This window comes from Variovorax sp. LG9.2 (genome assembly GCF_035018885.1).
Taxonomy (GTDB): domain Bacteria; phylum Pseudomonadota; class Gammaproteobacteria; order Burkholderiales; family Burkholderiaceae_C; genus Variovorax.
In genome coordinates, this window is sequence record NZ_JASJXB010000033.1 from 14831 (window position 1) to 32412 (window position 17582).

At 61.0% G+C, this 17582-nt stretch carries 15 protein-coding genes and 4 pseudogenes; 15 read left to right on the forward strand and 4 right to left on the reverse strand.

Going from position 1 to position 17582, the window contains the following annotated elements:
• Positions 1-8: 8 nt before the first annotated feature.
• On the forward strand, positions 9-197 hold the full coding sequence (locus tag QN413_RS22975) for a hypothetical protein (RefSeq protein WP_323498911.1): 189 nt from the start codon (positions 9-11) through the stop codon (positions 195-197).
• Positions 198-623: 426 nt separating this feature from the next.
• Here the strand turns inward: QN413_RS22975 and QN413_RS22980 are convergent, their stop codons facing one another.
• Positions 624-824, reverse strand: coding sequence for a hypothetical protein (locus QN413_RS22980; RefSeq protein WP_323498912.1), 201 nt, complete (start codon positions 822-824; stop codon positions 624-626).
• Positions 825-1090: 266 nt separating this feature from the next.
• Between QN413_RS22980 and QN413_RS22985 the strand changes: the two genes are divergently transcribed.
• On the forward strand, positions 1091-1909 hold the full coding sequence (locus QN413_RS22985) for a PRC-barrel domain-containing protein (protein ID WP_323498913.1): 819 nt from the start codon (positions 1091-1093) through the stop codon (positions 1907-1909).
• A gap of 466 nt (positions 1910-2375) precedes the next feature.
• On the opposite strand, the gene QN413_RS27400 is transcribed toward QN413_RS22985, so the two are convergent.
• A complete protein-coding gene (locus QN413_RS27400) occupies positions 2376-2636 on the reverse strand; it encodes a CBS domain-containing protein (RefSeq protein ID WP_416352228.1) in 261 nt (86 codons plus the stop codon).
• A gap of 122 nt (positions 2637-2758) precedes the next feature.
• Here QN413_RS27400 and QN413_RS22990 point away from each other — a divergent pair, with 122 nt between their 5' ends.
• Positions 2759-2944 (forward strand): hypothetical protein, encoded by a 186-nt coding sequence (locus QN413_RS22990; protein WP_323498949.1) that lies wholly within the window; start codon positions 2759-2761, stop codon positions 2942-2944.
• A gap of 34 nt (positions 2945-2978) precedes the next feature.
• Here the strand turns inward: QN413_RS22990 and QN413_RS22995 are convergent.
• Positions 2979-3229 (reverse strand): annotated as a pseudogene (locus QN413_RS22995) (transposase); the annotation flags it as partial.
• A 762-nt stretch (positions 3230-3991) separates the two neighbouring features.
• Here QN413_RS22995 and QN413_RS23000 point away from each other — a divergent pair.
• The 10 genes and pseudogenes from QN413_RS23000 to QN413_RS23040 all read left to right on the forward strand — a co-directional run.
• Positions 3992-5626 (forward strand): hypothetical protein, encoded by a 1635-nt coding sequence (locus QN413_RS23000; protein WP_323498914.1) that lies wholly within the window; start codon positions 3992-3994, stop codon positions 5624-5626.
• Positions 5627-5656: 30 nt separating this feature from the next.
• Positions 5657-7486, forward strand: a complete 1830-nt coding sequence (locus tag QN413_RS23005) for an N-acetylglutaminylglutamine amidotransferase (protein WP_323498915.1) — start codon at positions 5657-5659, stop codon at positions 7484-7486.
• A gap of 3 nt (positions 7487-7489) precedes the next feature.
• Positions 7490-8203: pseudogene (locus QN413_RS23010) on the forward strand (VIT family protein).
• 566 nt (positions 8204-8769) lie between these two features.
• The gene (locus QN413_RS23015) at positions 8770-9204 is read left to right on the forward strand and encodes a hypothetical protein (RefSeq protein WP_323498917.1); all 435 of its coding nucleotides are present in this window, start codon (positions 8770-8772) and stop codon (positions 9202-9204) included.
• Positions 9205-9211: 7 nt separating this feature from the next.
• The gene (locus QN413_RS23020) at positions 9212-9670 is read left to right on the forward strand and encodes a DUF302 domain-containing protein (RefSeq protein ID WP_323498918.1); all 459 of its coding nucleotides are present in this window, start codon (positions 9212-9214) and stop codon (positions 9668-9670) included.
• Positions 9671-9680: 10 nt separating this feature from the next.
• The gene (locus QN413_RS23025) at positions 9681-9917 is read left to right on the forward strand and encodes an SHOCT domain-containing protein (protein WP_323498919.1); all 237 of its coding nucleotides are present in this window, start codon (positions 9681-9683) and stop codon (positions 9915-9917) included.
• A gap of 101 nt (positions 9918-10018) precedes the next feature.
• The gene (locus QN413_RS23030; protein WP_323498920.1) at positions 10019-10846 is read left to right on the forward strand and encodes an NAD(P)-dependent oxidoreductase; all 828 of its coding nucleotides are present in this window, start codon (positions 10019-10021) and stop codon (positions 10844-10846) included.
• 241 nt (positions 10847-11087) lie between these two features.
• Positions 11088-11207 (forward strand): hypothetical protein, encoded by a 120-nt coding sequence (locus QN413_RS27405; protein ID WP_416352232.1) that lies wholly within the window; start codon positions 11088-11090, stop codon positions 11205-11207.
• Positions 11208-11314: 107 nt separating this feature from the next.
• A pseudogene (locus QN413_RS23035) lies at positions 11315-13736 on the forward strand (heavy metal translocating P-type ATPase).
• A gap of 650 nt (positions 13737-14386) precedes the next feature.
• A pseudogene (locus tag QN413_RS23040) lies at positions 14387-14680 on the forward strand (transposase); the annotation flags it as partial.
• Between the two features lie 49 nt (positions 14681-14729).
• On the opposite strand, the gene QN413_RS23045 reads toward QN413_RS23040, so the two are convergent.
• Positions 14730-15865 (reverse strand): IS3 family transposase gene (locus QN413_RS23045; RefSeq protein WP_323498921.1). Its coding sequence is split into 2 segments (ribosomal slippage): positions 14730-15604 and positions 15604-15865, totalling 1137 coding nucleotides; the frame shifts between segments, so codons are not numbered across the junction.
• A 693-nt stretch (positions 15866-16558) separates the two neighbouring features.
• Between QN413_RS23045 and QN413_RS27410 the strand changes: the two genes are divergently transcribed.
• On the forward strand, positions 16559-16726 hold the full coding sequence (locus tag QN413_RS27410; RefSeq protein WP_416352229.1) for a metal-sensing transcriptional repressor: 168 nt from the start codon (positions 16559-16561) through the stop codon (positions 16724-16726).
• A gap of 112 nt (positions 16727-16838) precedes the next feature.
• Entirely contained in the window at positions 16839-17543 is a 705-nt protein-coding gene (locus tag QN413_RS23050) for a MauE/DoxX family redox-associated membrane protein (protein ID WP_416352233.1), read from the forward strand.
• The last annotated feature ends 39 nt before the right edge of the window (positions 17544-17582 follow it).

The following is a 17582-nucleotide window of genomic DNA, read 5'->3' on the forward strand; positions in this document are numbered from 1 at the left end:
AAATTCCTTTGTGGTCGTTTGGCAAGTGCAACATTGCTTCGCATAAGGGCGAAGCGCAGTTCTATTTCCCGAAGCTGTTTGAGTCTGTTCGCCAGCGCACGAAGGCTTGCCAATTGGCGAGGCAAGGCGTCCTCTGGGTGATCGAAGACGCCGACTGCACAGTGATCAACATCGATCCGGAAGGCGTTGTCCGCTGAGTCGCCGGCTGGTCCGGATTCGCGCAAAGGCCCTGGGGCCTGCTACTCAAATAGAACGGCCGCTTGTTCTCAGTCCATGAGATCGTCTGCTTGAGGGCGCTACCTCATCTACGTTGAGACCGGCTTTCCGCGATGAGAACGAGCGGTCCTCGGCTAGACAGGAAAGATCAGCCTGAGGACGCTCCCTGAAATCAATCCAAGGGCGACTGCGCAGAGCACGCTGGTCACAATGCGAAGCAGCATCAATGCTCGCGTAGCTTCATACACACGGCGCAGGGCGGCGAGCCCCCTTCGACGGCTCGCACAAGTGGTCATGTGCACATGCAGGCTTTGAAAATCGCATTCCACAAAGACCGATCTCCGTGCTTTAGTGTCAATTTTTGACACGTATAACGCAGGCGAAACCCAGGCTGGCAGCGCAGACATTTAATGTCCCCTCATCAAGGCTTCTTGGCGCCAATTACTAGCGGAACTCGTTAGGGCTCCGACCTCTTTTCGCATGGTATCTGCAGCTCTGCCCGCTTCGCCATTTACGTTGAGCTCTTCGTTGCCGACTATCTTGTCAACGGCTTCATTCAGAGCGATCTCAGCTTTCTTCAGGGCACCTTTGGCTCGGGTATTTTTCATCGCGTCTCCTTGAGAGTGGCGGGCCACCAACATGAGCGACATCGGGGAGCCGCCGGATCCATGAGTCATGCAGCAAGCATAAGCATCGACATTCGCTTTATCTGCGCGGTAACACACCGATCTAGCCGCCTTTCTATTTAGAGCAGCTCGGTGACGTGTCGCTCGCAATGGCATGTGCGCTGTCAGACAGACAAGACTGCCTCCACGCGCCAAATTGTTTCGGTTCGCCAGGTTTTTCCATCTTTTCCCTTTTGAGGTATCCCTCCATGCTTCGCAACTTCAACAAAATTCTCGGCTTCACGGTGGCCGCAAGCGATGGCTCGATCGGAGAAATCCGTGACTGCCATTTCGACGATCTCACTTGGACGATTCGCTTCTTCCTCGTCGAAACCGGGGCTTGGCTCGGTGGCCGGAAGGTCTTGATCTCGCCCATCGCCATTCACGCTTCCGATTGGGGCGGCAAGACGTTATCGGCCTCGATCACGCGAGCCCAGGTGGCAAGCAGCCCCGACGTCGACACCAGCAGACCGGTGTCGAGGCAGCATGAAACCGAACAGTTCGGGTACTACGGCTACCCCTACTATTGGGGCGAATTGCAACTGTGGGGAGGCGGACCGAAACCCGGCATGAGCCTGACGGGTTATGGCAGTGAACATTTGCCCGCAGGCCCAACTGCGACGGCGACTTATGTCGACACCCAGTTAGCGCTGCACCGCGCGCGAGGCGACGACCCGAACCTGCGAAGCTTCCGGGCGATCGAGCATTACCACGTGCACGCCACAGACGGCGACATCGGCCACCTCGAATCTTTGTTGATTGACGACGAGACCTGGACGATTCGATACCTCCTCGTGAATACAAGCGACTGGTGGCTGGGTCACCGGATGTTGGTCGCGCCGCCTTGGATCATCTACATCGACTGGCTCAACGCGACCGTGTCGGTTGATCTGACGCGGCAGGCGATGCGGGACGCGCCGACCTACCAAGAAAGCGCGCTGCTGACCGCTGAAAACGAACGTGGTCTGTTTGAACACTATGGCCGCACAGATCACAGGAAGCTGATCGAGAAGGCGCCATTCGGTTGAATCGGGCTCGCACTCCTTTGCGAAACTCGTTAGAAAGCGCAGCCGTCCTGCGTCCCGGATGGGTCTGACCCATGTTTACGACCGAATTCCCCTTCCCGGAGTGGCGCTGATCGTCAACACGCGGGGACTGCTGGGCAGAGGACTCGGCTTGCTGCTGGCCGCTCACATGGATTCGTATCAGAGTCGCGTCGTCGCATGAGTCTGGTCGCGATCGGAATTGTGGCGACCATTCCGCTGATGCTGATAGTTTTCAAGCGCTGCAACCGGGCGCTTGGCTGCTAGGGCCGACAGGGGCAGTTGTCCGGCTCAATGACTGCCTCTAAGAGATCCAGGCGCGATGTTGCCGATGCTTGGCGTCCCGTAGCGATGCCGAATTCGGGGCGCGCCCATGCGACCCCGTTCAGAAGCGTCAAGCTTGCTTCATTGGTTGGTCTTCTCAGAGGCCATGCTCTCCTTCATCACCTTTTCATAAGCAGATGCTGTCAGGTTGACGCGGCAGTACGGTGGCGCGACACGAGGTCACTTGCCTCGTCATGATGACGTCGGCAGTGTCGGTGCAAGTGCGTCCCATGTAGTGCCCCATCCGCCGCACGATGTCTGACTTCCTGACCACGCCGACCATCACCCCTTGCTGATCACAGATCACGACTAGGCTGATCTGGGTGCTCGACAGCAACCGCGCCACGTCCCGCAGGGGCACGTCGGCTCGGACTGCGCGCAGCCGCAAACGTGCCTCGACGGCGATGCTGCTGACCAGCTTCGTGCTCAGTTTACGCCCCCAATACTGCTAACGGGTCCGCCGACCGGCGGATCGCCGACGTTTGATGCAGCGAACGGCAATCTGCGCAAGTGACCGGCTCTTTCGATGAGACTCGTCATCTGGGCCGCCGCGTGGATCGTCAGGCGATGCGGTGTGAAGCCCGGGTGCGGGGCAATGTATTCGGCTATTTCACGCGCAAGATCCAGTTTCGGATCGGAGTCATCGGCCAGCGATACCGCCAGCAAATTCACGAGGGCGATGACCCGATTCTGTAACTGCACAAGCTCGGCATTGGTCAGCGGCAGCGCGAGACTCTTCCATGGCTGGGTCGCTCAGGCCGAACCACCGTTGAAGGTAGTGAATTCGAAGCATGGTTTGATGGCATACAGCGGGCGACCGGTCTTGGCCCGAGGTGCATGCGGCTGGACGATCTGCACCATTGCGTTCCACGGTACGACTCGATCCATCTCGTCGAGAAACTCGCGCTTGCGCGTCTTCTTTGTCGACAGGTTAAGACCCAGGTCAAACTGATTCGGGGGTGTCACGCGTTTGGAAATCATGGCTTCAGCTCATACAAAGGTCGGGTCTTTTTTGCAGACCTTCTCTATGTCAACAATGTGCGTCCGAACTGCGGCGCGAGAAAGCGGACACATCTGCTAACGTTTCTCTAAAAAAGGTATTACTGAGGAGCAATACGCATTCTCCCTCCGCAGGTTGCGCGCCCATGCTTACTTCGTCTTTGCGGTAGCACACGCACCACGTCGCGATGATCTACATGGATCGCTTTGTAAGCTGAAGAATCTCTCGCAGCGACGACGGCACGTGAATCCGATAGCGATATTCACAGTTCATCGATGCAAATCGTTGATATCGAAGACCATCGCGTGAGAAGTTGCTACAGACGAATTTGACGATCCGCAAACGGCTCCGAGTTCAGTGCTCCAGCGCACAGACTACGACGAGCGTCGCCAGTAACTTTGCGCCGGGAACGTTCTTGGAGCACAGTCCTGCTTCCGATAGCGTGTTCGCAATCGATGCGGCGGCAATCCAAGGTCATTCTCTGCCCGGCACGTGGTCGAACACGGCACCATCCCAAGTCCTTTGAGAAGCTCGCAAGCACCTCCGCAACTCGCATGAACACTGACTCGCCGCCACCGCATCCCGGTCATCCGCTGAGCGTCACCGAAACGCTCAACCGCGAGTGCTTTTGCTTGAGTCTCGACAAGGGCGCACTGGCACGAGCACTCGACTCTGAACTCGGCGAGCCTGGCCTCTCCGAGATGGTTCGACTGCGCTGCCCCTTTCTGTTCGCGGCGCTTCCCGTGTTCGTCGCGGTGCCCCAGGTGCGGCGCATGGCGCAGGTGATGCGCGCCATCGAGTCGGTCGTCGCCCTGCCGGCCTTTCGCGACGCGGTGTTGGCTGCCGCGCCGGAGATCGCCCGGCTCGGCACCGTCGGACCGCTGGGGGTGTTCTTCGGCTATGACTTTCACCTCGATGAAGGCCGACTCGGGCTGATTGAGGTCAACACCAACGCCGGCGGCGCCATGCTCAACGCGGTGCTGGCGCGGGCACAGCGGGCATCATGCTCGGCGCTTGAAGGAATGGCGCCCACGCTGGCGAGCGTGGCTGTCTTCGAGCAGGGCATCGTCGACATGTTTCGCCACGAATGGCAACTGTCCGGCCGGACTCGGCCGCTGGCGAGCATCGCGATCGTCGACGGCGCTCCCGAGGAACAGTACCTCTATCCCGAGTTCCTGCTGTTCCAGGAGTTGTTCGAGCGGGACGGGCTGTGCGCGGTCATCGCCGACCCAGGCGCGCTCGAATGGCACGACGGCGTGTTGTGGCACGGCGAGCTCGCCATCGACTTGGTCTACAACCGGCTGACCGACTTCTACCTGGAGCAGCAAAGCAGCGCGGCGCTCCGCGAAGCTTATCTGCAGCGAGCGATCGTGCTGACGCCGCACCCCCAAGCGCATGCCCTGTATGCCGACAAGCGCCACCTGGCATTGTTCAGCAACGCGGCGCGACTGCAGACGCTAGGCGTTCCCGTCGCCACACAGCAAATCCTGTTGGAGCACGTGCCGCGCACCGAGGTGGTCGACGCCGCCGACGCGCAGCGCCTGTGGGACGCACGGCGCAGCCTGTTTTTCAAACCTGTGGCGGGCTTCGGCAGCCGTGCGGCCTACCGGGGCGACAAGCTGACGAAGCGAGTCTGGCAAGACATCCTAGCCGCAGACTATGTCGCGCAGGCCATCGTCACGCCGGGAGAGCGGATGGTCGACCATCCCGACGCCGCGAACGGTGAAAACTCCGGTAAGGCGATGAAGTTCGACCTTCGCGCCTACACCTACGACGGCGCAGTGCAGTGGGTGGCGGCTCGCCTGTATCAGGGACAAACCACCAACTTCCGCACCCCGGGAGGCGGCTTCGCGCCGGTTTACAGCGCCGTCGATGCGTCGGGGCGAACATTGAAGGTCTGCACCGACAGCAGAGCCGAAAACGTCGAGCATGCTTCCTATGTGTTCTTGCTCGACGAAGGCAGCGGAGTCCACCCGGTCCCCCACGCTTTGTACGTCGCGCTGGCACGCGGCCAGGCAACGGCGCCGGCGCTCTCTGGTCAAACCTTGCGTTTGGCCGACTGGTATGTGCGCCTGAAGGATAAAGCACCCGACACCATCGCCAACGAAACCTACAGCATGGTCCGCTTCGACGCGCAAGGGCGTGTCGATTGGACGACCACAGCGGCTTCGCACCCCGATCGAACCGACGTGAAGACCGCGCCAGAAGATGCGGGCTGGCCGACTTCCGCGGAGCGCGAGCGTATGCTGGAGTTGCTGTTCGGAGCCGCTAAAGGGACCGAGTTAACGAGCCCCCCGTCGTCGCCGGCGCCAAGCGCGGAAACACCATCGTATTGCTCGAAACGGTCGCCTGGTACAAGCAAGCCCCCGTGTCGCTGAACGTGACATCCAGTCCCAGCGAGGCTTCCCGTGTGCGGAATCTGTGGTGAACTGAGATTCGACGCCACATCGCCAGACATGGCGGTGGTCGACCGAATGTCCGAGCGTCTGGCGCGTCGTGGGCCCGACCATGCGGGCACTTTCTCCGATGGCCCGCTGGCCTTCGGCCACCGACGCCTGGCGATCATCGACCTGTCGGCGAGTGCTGATCAGCCGATGGTGGATCCGGAGCTGAAGTTGGCCCTGGTGTTCAACGGCACGATCTACAACTACCGCGAGCTGCGTGCCGAACTGATCGCGGCGGGGTACACGTTCTTCTCCGAGGGCGACAGCGAAGTGATCCTGAAGGCCTATCACGCCTGGGGCGAACAATGCGTGCAACGCTTCTACGGCATGTTCGCATTCGCCATTTGGGATATGCGAGACGCCGGCGACACCAGCCTGTTCATCGCGCGCGACCGATTCGGAATCAAGCCGCTCTATCTGACCCAAGACGATCGAAGGTTGCGCTTCGCGTCGAGCCTACCGGCGCTGCTCGCCAGCGGAGGCATTGACACCCGTCTCGATCCGGTCGCGCTTCACCACCACTTCACGTTGCACACGGTAGTGCCGGCACCGCGCACTGTGCTCAGCGGTGTGCGCAAGCTGCCGCCCGCAACGACGATGACGGTGGATACAGACGGGCGAGTCTCGCAGAGCGTCTACTGGACCCTAGACGCCACGCGGCCAGCCCAAGCTCTATCCGAGCACGAGTGGTTGGCGCAAACCCGCGAGGTTCTGGTGCGATCGCTCGACCGCCACCGCCTGGCGGCCGACGTGCCCGTGGGGGTGCTCTTATCCGGCGGATTGGATTCGAGCCTGCTGGTCGGACTGCTGGCGGATCACGTAAACGATCTTTTGACGTTTTCGATCGGTTTTGAGAGCGTAGGCGCCGGTACAGAGAAAGCCGACGAGTTCGAATACTCGGACCTGATCGCGGCGAATTTCAAGACTCGCCACCACAAACACCTTATTCCCAACAGCGAGGTGCTGGCGCGGCTGCCAGAGGCCGTTGCGGCAATGACCGAACCGATGATGAGTCACGACGTCATTGCTTTCTACCTTCTGAGCGAACGGGTGGCGCCGGAAGTGAAAGTCGTGCTTGCGGGGCAAGGCGCCGACGAGGTCTTCGGCGGCTACTTCTGGTACCCGTTGATGGACGCCGAAACCGGTCCGCCGGTTGAACGGTTCAGCCGGCACTATTTCGACCGCGACCACGCCGAGTACCTGGAGATGATCGCGCCGGCCTGGCACGTTCCCGACGTGACGACGGAGCTTGTCGCGCGCGAGCTGGCCAAGCCGCAGGCCGACACCTTTCTCGACGAGGTCTGGCGCTTCGACGCCACCACACTCATCGTCGACGATCCGGTCAAGCGCGTGGACAACATGCCGATGGCCTGGGGCCTGGAAGTACGGGTGCCCTTCCTTGACCATGAACTGGTCGAACTGGCCGCCCGGATGCCGCCAGAACTCAAGCTCAAGGAAGGTGGCAAGTTCCCACTCAAAGCGATCTCACGTGGCGTGATTCCCGACGCGGTGATCGACCGGCCAAAGGGATATTTCCCGGTACCGGCGCTGAAGCACGTTAGCGGCCCGTTCCTTGAGCTGATGCGCGGCATCCTTCAGTCGGACGCCTGTATCAGTCGCGGGCTCTACCAACGCGCCTACGTCGACAAGTTGCTGGCCGACCCGGAGAAGTACTTCACCCGCATCCAGGGCAGCAAGCTGTGGCATCTGGCGCTGCTGGAATGGTGGCTGCAGATCCATGTGGACGGTGTGGTGGAAAGAACCAGCGCAGCAAGCGAAGCCCATCCTGGATGAACGGTGGCAAGGAATCCCGTGTCGCGCACCACGCACCCTGAACGGCACCGCACCGATCGCATCGGCTGGTTGCGCGCTGCCGTGCTCGGTACCAACGACGGCATCGTGTCGACCCCCAGTCTCGTGGTCGGCGTGGCAGCTGCCAGCGCCAGCCACGACAACATTCTGATCACCAGCGTTGCAGGGTTGATGGGCGGTGCGATGTCGATGGCTGCCGGCGAATATGTCTCGGTCCGTTCGCAAGCCGACACCGAGATGGGGGATCTGTCGCGCGAGCGGACCGAGTTGGAAACGGATCCCGCAGCCGAACGGCGCGCACTCACGGCCATCTATTTCTCAGGAGGCCTCGTGCCCGATCTGGCACAGCAGGTGGCCGAGCACTGATGGCGCATGACGCCCTGGGTGCGCACGCGCGTGACGAACTCGGTATTTCGGAGGCCCTCCGCGCGCAGCCGGTTCAGGCCGCGTTGGCATCGGCCGCCGAGTTTCGCAATCGGTGCGGTGCTGCCGCTAGCCGTGACGGCGCTGGTACCGGGCAAGAGCCTGATTCGCTGGGTGTCGGTCACGTCGATCGCCTTCTTGGCAGCCTTGGGGTGGCCCGTCAGCCAGAGTCGGTGGCGCCGGCGTTCTGGTGGGTGCTAGCGGGTGACCTTCTGGGGTGCGCTCGCAATGGCGATCACCGCAGGTGTGGGCAGGCTGTTCGGTGCCGCCGTTTGATGCTCGGCTCTGCGGCCTGATCGCATCGTTCCCCTTCTCGCCTTGCCCGATTGCTGGTCGAACAGTAACCGCAGATTGCGTGCGTGCGTTGTCGCACAGACTGACGCATGGTGTCGGCGTAGCTTGAATCTGGTGGCCCAGATTGCAGACGTTCCTCGGCGTGTCCAGCGCATTTGGCTGCGGGCTTTCCTATTCCTTCGGAGCACGAAAACATGATGAATGGTGGCATGTGGGGCATCGGTTGGATGGGTGGTGACGGCATATGCGTGCCAATCCTGATTGCCATATTGGCCGTTGGCTACGTGGCATGGTTCATCAAAGGAAGGCGAAAGTGACCCGAGTGAACGCTTTCCGCGCGTCCCGAGCTGCGCCTCGCAATTCTCGGTGCGTATCGAGATGTCATCGCGCAACTTGTTGATCCTGCTCAAGTTCCACCTTGCAATCGATGCATAGAATTTCCGAACCTCTTTATGGTTTTCATGCAGTCGTCTCGATGACCCGCGAAATATCCCCATTGGTCCCTCACTTTCTTAGTCCGCACAGGACCCACAACCCAGGAATTCACCATGACCCCCGCACGTACCCTCGTTGCACTGTCCGTTGCCGCACTCGCCGGCGCCTGCGCAAGCCCTGGCTCGGTCAACGCGCCGCCGCCTTCGTCAGGCGTCACGGACACCAGCGCGGCGGCACCTATGGAACCCGGCATGAAGGTGATGCAGGAGATGCACCAGAAGATGATGAACGCTAAGACCCCCGAGGAGCGCAGCGCGCTGATGGCCGATCACATGAAGGCCATGCAGGGCGGCATGAGCATGATGAAGGGCATGGGCGCCATGGACGGAAAAGGGTCCATGGAGGGGATGGGCGCGATGGCCGATGCCAAGGGCATGACAGCCGACATGGCCAAACATCACAAGATGATGGAACAGCGCATGAGCATGATGCAAATGATGATGGAGATGATGATGGACCGGATGCCGCCAGCGTCCATGAAGCAGTGAGCCGACCATGAATCACCCACCACCAGTCGCGGTCTCTCCGAAGGGTCCCAGCTACGGTTTCAACTGCAGGCTGGAAGGTATGACCTTTCCGCAGGCAATCGCGACAGTGACCGACGCGCTGAAGGCAGAAGGCTTCGGCATCCTGACCGATATCGATGTGCAGGCCACGATGAAGGCCAAGCTCGGAATAGACGGACGGCCGTACCGGATTCTCGGCGCCTGCAATCCGCCACTGGCGCACCGCGCCCTTCTCGCCGAGCCCGACATCGGCTTGCTGCTGCCGTGCAACGTGGTGGTGCGCGAAGAAGGCGACGGCGGTCTTGTCGTTGGGTTCATGGACCCGGTCGCAGTTCTACAAATGGCCACTGATCCCGAGATCGGCCGCGTCGCGCACGAGGTGCGCCAAAGGCTGGACCGAGTGCGGTCGGCGTTGATCGAACGGCCCGTCGGCGCCGAAGTGAACTGAAGGATGCAGTATGTTCCACGACGGAAACTATGTGGGCGGCATGCACGGTGCCTGGTGGCTGTTCTGGCTGCTGATGATCGGGGTGTTTCTCTTCTACGGCTGGGGGCAACCACGTCGGCGCAGCGAGCGACTGCGCGAAACTCCCCAAGAGGTCTTGCACAGGCGGCTGGCCAGCGGCGAGATCACGCCGAAAGATTACGAAGAGCGAAAGGCGTTGATCGATCGGGATGCTGTCAGGAAATCGTAAGGGCATGACATGCACCACACTCGACCCGCGACGGCCACGGCCACGGATTTCAACCTGCGTGACCGGTAACGTTCGCAATTGCCTACTCACGTCGGGTGCGCATGGTCAAAACGTCGATCGACAAGGCCAGGATCAAGTCTCTCTTGCTGGAGGGCATTTATCCTTCTGCCGTCAAGCTGCTGGAGGCGGCGGGCTACACCCAGATCGAGAACCTGAGAGGCGCGGTGGCGGGCGACGAACTCAACGCCAGGATCGACGACGTGCAATTCGTCGGCATCCGTTCGCGCACCCAACTGACTGCGGATGTGTTTTCCCATGCACCCAAGCTGGCGGCAGTGGGTTGCTTTTTCATCGGAACCAACCAGGCGGACCTGCAGGCGGCTCGCGAGCGCGGCATCGTGGTGTTCAACGCACCGTTTTCCAATACACGGTCGGTGGCGGAACTGGTGCTGGCCGATGCCATCCTGCTGTTGCGTGGCGTGCCCGCAAAAAATGCCGCAGCGCACCGCGGCAGCTGGCTCAGGTCGGCCGATGACGCGTACGAGATTCGCGGCAAGACCTTGGGGATCGTCGGCTACGGCTCGATCGGCAAGTGCTGGCCGAGGCGCTGGGCATGTACGTCGTCTTCTTTGACGTGGTATCCAAGCTGTCCGTTGGGCAATGCACAGCAGGTGCCAGAGCTGCTTGATCTGCTGGCGCAGTCCGACGTGATCAGCCTGCACGTGCCCGAGACTCAGGCCACCCAGCGGATGATCGACGAAGCGCAGATTGCGGCCATGAAATCGAGCAGCATGTTGATCAATTCGTCTAGCGGCCTTGCGTCAGAAGGAGCTGCTGGGTGCGGCGCTCGACGTTTTTCCGTCCGAGCCACGCAGCAACAAGGACGTGTTCGAGTCGCCATTGCGGGAGTTCAACAACGTCAATCCTGACGCCGCACGTTGGCGGTTCGACGATCGAGGCACAAGAGAACTTCGGCGTTGAAGTCGCCGAAAAGCTGGTGAAGTACAGCGACAACGACACGTCGACGTCGTCTGTCAACTTCCCCGAAGTGGCGCTTCCTGCCCACCCCGGCAAGCACCGCTGCTGCACATCCGCCGCAACGTGCCGGGCGTGCTGTAGGTAATCAACAAGGTCTTCGCCGACAACCGCATCAACATCGCGCCGCAGTACCTGCAGACGAACAATGCCATTGGCTACGTGGTGATCGACATCGACGCGGCGCACTCCGACTTGGCTTTGGTCAAACTCGCCGAGGTGCCGGGCACCATCCGAAGTCGCGTCTTGTTTTGAGTGCTGGCGGTGCGCCCCCTTGACATTCCCCTCGATGGCAAGCTTCAAACTGACTGCACATTGAAACTGCGGCCACGAAGTCGGGCCGCGATCAAATAACGTTCACCATGAACGCTGTCGCACCACCTGTTCCGAATGCGGGCAACCTGCTCGACTGGACCCTGCCTATCGAAGGCATCACCTGCGCATCCTGCGTCGCGCGCGTTGCAAAAGCTGCCGGGCGTCGCCGAAGCCACGGTGAACCTGGCGACGGAATCGGCCAGCGTCCATGCAGACGCAAGTGTCAGTCTCGCAGCCCTGCAATCGGCTGTCGAGAAGGCCGGCTACACGGTTGGCGAGAGCAGCGTGTCGCTGGCCATCGATGGAATGAACTGCGCCTCGTGCGTGTCGCGCGTCGAGAAGGCGCTCATGCGCGTTCCGGGCGTGGTCCGGGCCGAGATCAACCTGGCGACCGAGTCAGCGACTGTGACGGCGTCCACTCGCCACATCGACGAGGCAGCGCTCGTCACCGCCGTGGAGCGGGCGGGCTACTTGGCGCGGCCTCGTCATCCTGACGCCGAGGGGGGGACAGAGACCACGCCGCGACGAGCATCCGATTGGTGGCCCGTGGCCATAGCAGCCGCACTCTCGGCGCCCCTGGTGCTGCCCATGATCGGCCTGTTGTTCGGCCAGCACTGGATGCTCCCGGGCTGGATCCAGCTGGCGCTGGCAACGCCGGTGCAGTTCTGGCTCGGCGCCCGTTTCTACCGCGCGGGCTGGAAGGCCGTCAAAGCGGGCAGCGGCAACATGGACTTACTGGTGGCCCTGGGCACCAGCGCCGGCTACGGCCTGAGCCTGGTGCAACTCTTGCGCTATGGCAGCGAGAGCATGCCGCATCTGTACTTCGAAGCCTCTGCGGTGGTCATCACACTGGTGCTGCTCGGCAAGTGGATGGAGACGCGAGCCAAACGGCAGACCACTAAGGCAATCCGGGCGCTGAATGCGTTGCGGCCCGAGACGGCCGGCGTGCGTCGCAACGGAAGCGACACCGAAGTCCCCGTGTCGCAAGTTCACGTCGGCGACCTCGTGATAGTGCGGCCGGGTGAGCGGCTGCCCGTGGACGGCCAGGTGCTCGATGGCAGCAGCGACGTCGATGAGTCGCTCATTACCGGCGAGAGCCTGCCGGTTGCCAAGCAACTGGCCGACAAAGTCACCGGCGGCGCGCTGAACGGCGAAGGTCTGTTGATCGTCCAGACCACCGCCGTCGGCGTCGAGTCGACGCTGGCCCGCATCGTGCGCCTCGTCGAATCAGCGCAGGCGAAGAAGGCCCCGATCCAACGGCTGGTGGATCGAGTGAGTGCCGTCTTCGTGCCGGTAGTCATCGGCATTGCGTTGGTCACCGTGCTGGCTTGGGGGCTGAGCACCGGCAATTGGGAGTCCGCCATCCTCAACGCGGTCGCGGTGCTTGTGATTGCCTGCCCCTGCGCGCTCGGCCTGGCCACGCCGACGGCCATCATGGTCGGTACCGGCGCGACGGCCAAGCTCGGCATTCTGATCAAGGACGCCGAAGCACTGGAGGTGGCTCATGGCGTTACGGTGGTGGCTTTCGACAAGACCGGCACGCTCACGGTAGGCAAGCCTGAACTCGTTGCTGCTGTTCCCGCGGTGCACTCTGACACAGACCGCGCCGCGCTGCTGGCAGCCAGCGCGGCGGTGCAAGCGGGAAGCGAACATCCACTGGCGTCCGCAGTGATGACCGCGGCAAAGAATGAGGGACTCGTCGTGGCATCCGCGACGGGGGTGCGCGCGGTGGCGGGTCGCGGGGTGGCGGCACTCGTGTTAGGCCATGAGCTGCGGCTCGGAAGCGCCCGCTTCATGGGCAAACTGAAGGTCGACATCTCGTCGCTCGACGACGACGCCGCGGCATGGCAGGCGCGCGGCTGCACGGTGTCATGGCTCGCCGACGTGTCGGCAAGCCCCCGCCTGCTCGGTCTGCTGGTATTCGGCGATGCGCCCAAACCCGGAGCCGCTTCAGCCGTGCTCGCTTTGCAGAAGATGGGCGTGCGCTCGGTGCTCATCACAGGCGACAACGCCGGCAGCGCGCGGGGTGTGGCCAAGGTGCTCGGCATTACCGACGTTCATGCCGACGTGCTTCCTGAAAGCAAGGCCTCCCTCGTTTCACAGCTGAAAGCCGACGGCGAGCGTGTCGCGATGGTTGGCGATGGGATCAACGACGCGCCTGCGCTCGCGATCGCCGATGTCGGCATCGCCATGTCCACCGGCACCGACGTGGCGATGCACACGGCCGGCATCACGCTGATGCGCGGCGACCCGGCGCTGGTCGCTGACGCCATCGACATCTCATGCCGTACCTACGCCAAGATCCGGCAGAACCTGTTCTGGGCTTTCTTCTACAACGTGGTGGGCATTCCGCTGGCTGCTTTCGGCCTGCTGAATCCGGTGATCGCTGGAGCGGCAATGGCCTTCAGCAGTGTCAGTGTTGTCAGCAATGCGCTATTGCTTCGGCGCTGGAAGGGAACACGATCCTGACCGACTGCAGCCACTCCATGCACCGCGCACCAGCACGACAGGCACAGGACATCTGAGGCCAATGCGTTTCAATGTCCGTCGCGACGAAGTGGACGATAAAGCCGGACCGTAGAAAAGTCGTTCGCCAGATGTCCTGTCGTTGAATGGTGCAATCGATCGCATTGGTAGGCCAAAAAAAAGGAAGAGCAACGGCCATTTTTACTACGCTCGGCCAAGAATATTGAGCGCGGATCATCCGCCATGGCTTTCGCAAAAGCATGAGCTTCCCCTCTTCAGCCGCTGAACGGTCCGATGCTCCACGATCCGGCAGGCCGTGTTTACCGAATGATCGGGCGCTGGGCGGCTGCAGCATCGGCGGCAACGCGCGTCGGATGCCACTCTCTCCGGGCGATCGGGATCACTGAATACCGGAGCGATGGCGGCAAGCTGGAAGTGGACCAAACAGATGGACTAACCATGAAGTGCGATGGCGACAGGGTCGTAGGACCGGCGGCAACACCTGATGCCACTCGATGCGGTCGAGAAATTCTCATTCAACCAAAGCTGAGCCCGCCTAACAGCCTGCTGAAATACTCCCCGACCGCTGTCGACATCCGCTCCTCGAACGTTGATCAGTGATCGTTTCCTCAATTGAGAACAAACCCCAGACCATGCGCGGCGCCGATACCTTCACCGAGAGTCTGTTCACCATGCGCAAGCTCGAGGACTTTGTGCCGGCAGACCATCCGCTGCACCCGATCCGCACGATGGTCAACGAAGCGCTGATCAAGATGGATGACTTGTCCGCCGGCATGTACGAGGCTGACATCAAGGGTGGGCGCCCCAGCATCGCTCCAGAGAAGCTGCTGCGCGCGATGCTGCTGTAGGTCTTCTTCAGCGTGCGCTCGGAGCGCCAGCTCATGGAGCAGACCCAATACAACCTTCTGTATCGCTGGAGAGCTGGCCCCGTTGATCTGAACAGATTCCGAAGATTTATAAGTGGATCCTGCGGGGTCAGGCTGCCTCGGCCGAAGGCCGTGGCAACGAGTCGAAGTACACCACATCGGGCGTGCGGGCCTGCAGGCTCGAATGCGGCCTGCGGGTGTTGTAGAACTCGATGTACCGGCCGATTCCGTTGCGCGCCTGGCTCACGCTCTCATAGGCATGCAGGTACACCTCCTCGTACTTGATCGAGCGCCACAGCCGCTCGATGAACACGTTGTCTCGCCAGCAGCCCTTGCCGTCCATCGAGATGCGGATGCCGTGGTCGGTGAGCAAGCCGGTGAAGGCCGCAGTCGTAAATTGGCTGCCCTGGTCGGTATTGAAGATTTCCGGCGTGCCGTACCGGATGATCGCCTCCTCGACAGCATCCGTGCAGAACTCGGTGTCCATCGAGATCGACAACTTCCAGGCCAGCACCCGGCGGCTGTACCAGTCGATCACCGCCGCTAGGTAGACGAAGCCCCTGGCCATCGGGATGTAGCTGATGTCCATCGCCCAGACCTGATTGGCGCGGGAGGCTGGCAGCGTGCACAGCAGGTACGGGTAGATCGTGCACCCGGGTGTCTTCTTGCTGGTGTTGGGCTTCCTGTAGAGCGCCGTGATTCCCATGCGCCGCATCAGCGTGGTCATGCGCTTGCGGCCCGCAGCGATGCCTTCTCCTCCCAGCAGATCGCGCAGCATGCGCGCTCCGGCGAACGGCAGTTCAAGGTGCAACCCGTCAATGCGGCGCATCCGCTTCAGGTCGTCATCGCTCACCGGCCTGGCCGTGTAGTACGCCGAGCCGCGGCTGATGTTCACCAGTGCGGCCTGGCGCCGGATTGGCAGATCGTGGCCTCGGTCGATCATCGCTTTGCGCTCAGCATGCCGGCCTTGATGAGCGCGCCTTCCAAAAAGTCATTCTCCAGCGCCAGCTGGCCGATCTTCGCGTGCAGTGCCTTCAGATCGATCGCAGGTTCCGCTGTCGCCTGCTCGCCGCCGAACACGTCGGCCGCTCGGCTGAGCAGCTGGTTCTTCCAGTCGGTGATCTGGTTGGGGTGTACGTCATGCGGCTGCGCCAGCTCGGCCGGCGTCTTGTCGCCTCGAACTGCGGCCAGTGCCACTTTGGCTTTGAATGCCGTTGAGTGTGTGCGGCGGGGTCTTCTGCTCATCTTTGCCCCAGTCTTCACAGGCGAGATCCTCGCCTTCAGGAGCAGTTTCCACACTTATCGGGTTGTTCAGATTTCCGGGGCCAGCTCTCTATGTGAAAAGCGAGTCTTGCCGGAAAAAATGACTCGATTTAAAGAGGAGTATTTTCACACCCTGTTAGGGCTGCGCCTTTGTAATCTGCGTGCGCAGTGGGGCGCTGACTACGCTCATGAACGATCCTCGCCTACGCGTAAGAGACCGATAACGACCGAATACTGAAACGTGACTAATACAAAAAATGAGCTCTCAACAGGTCGTCCCATCCAATCCACAGCCAGGTTCGGACCCGAGCTTCGCGTGAAGGATACTTCAGTGGAAGAACATCCGAAGAGGCGCATTAATGATGGCGCGTCACTGGGCAAGAGTGCAACTTCGACGGCAGCTGGTGCCGCTGGACAGCTTCAACCCAAAGATTGAAACTCGCGGTCAGATGGACAAGGGCGCACGATGAAGGCGGCCGAACGGGGGCGGGAGGGGAATGAGGCGGTGAGAAGCCAGCTCGTGCGGAAAGCAACTCCGCTTTCTATTTATCCGTGAAGATATCCTATACCGCTATGGGGCATCAATGGTCGTCAGCATTGGTCGTGGCAAAAAATCTCACGCAGACTCTCAACCGCTTGGCGCGGATTTAAGGCCAGGTGCGCGGCGTCGCGCAAATGGCGAGTGACGACCGATACTGCATCGACATCCTCAACCAAGTTCAAGCGGTCAAGGCCGCTGTGGCCAAGGCGGAGAGCAGCATCCTAAAAGACCACGCGGCCCATTGCGTTGCCCATGCCATCGCCTCCGTGTGGGGGAGCAACAAAAGAAATTTAACGAACTGATTGACCTGTTCGAGAAGGTCAAGCGTTAGGAACAAGCAAGTCGGCAAACCCCGCGATGTCGCAGCCAACCGCAATAAATTCGTCTAGCTCAAAAAAGGCCCTGCTTTACCGCATGGTGATGGAAAAGCACATTTGCCCCTATGGCCTCAAAGTCAAGTACTTGCTCGAGCACGAAAGCTACGTAGTGGAAGATCGTTGGCTGAAAACGCGCAAGGAAACCGATGCGTTTAAAGCCGAACAGGAAGTCAAAACCACACCGCAGACCTTTATCGACGGCAAGCGTGTGGGCGGCCACGACGAGACTCGCCGCTTTCTCGGCAAGGAGGTCAAACACAAAGATGCCACGAGCTATACGCCGGTGCTTGCAATCTTTGCGACTGCCGCGCTCATGGCTCTGGCCGTTAGTTGGGCGCTGCTTGGCAACGTGTTCACTGTGCGGGCGGCCGAATGGTTCATCGCGTTCTCTATGTGCATCCTGGCAGTGCAAAAACTACAGGACATTGACAGCTTCGCCACCATGTTCTTGGGTTATGACCTGCTAGCGCAACGTTGGGTGCCTTATGCGTGGATCTATCCGTTTGGTGAGTTGCTGGCCGGCGTGCTGGTGATCGCGCGGGCTCTCAACTGGATATCGGTACCAGTCGCACTGTTGATTGGCACAATAGGCGCGGTGTCGGTGTTTTACGCCGTATACACACAGAAGCGCGAGCTTAAATGTGCATGTGCCGGCGGCAATTCGAATGTCCCGCTAGGCTTCGTATCGTTGACAGAGAATTTGATGATGATTGCAATGGCCGTTTGGATGGTTTTCACCTGACGAGCCGAACCAGCACATTTCAATTTGAGCCATCCGAAG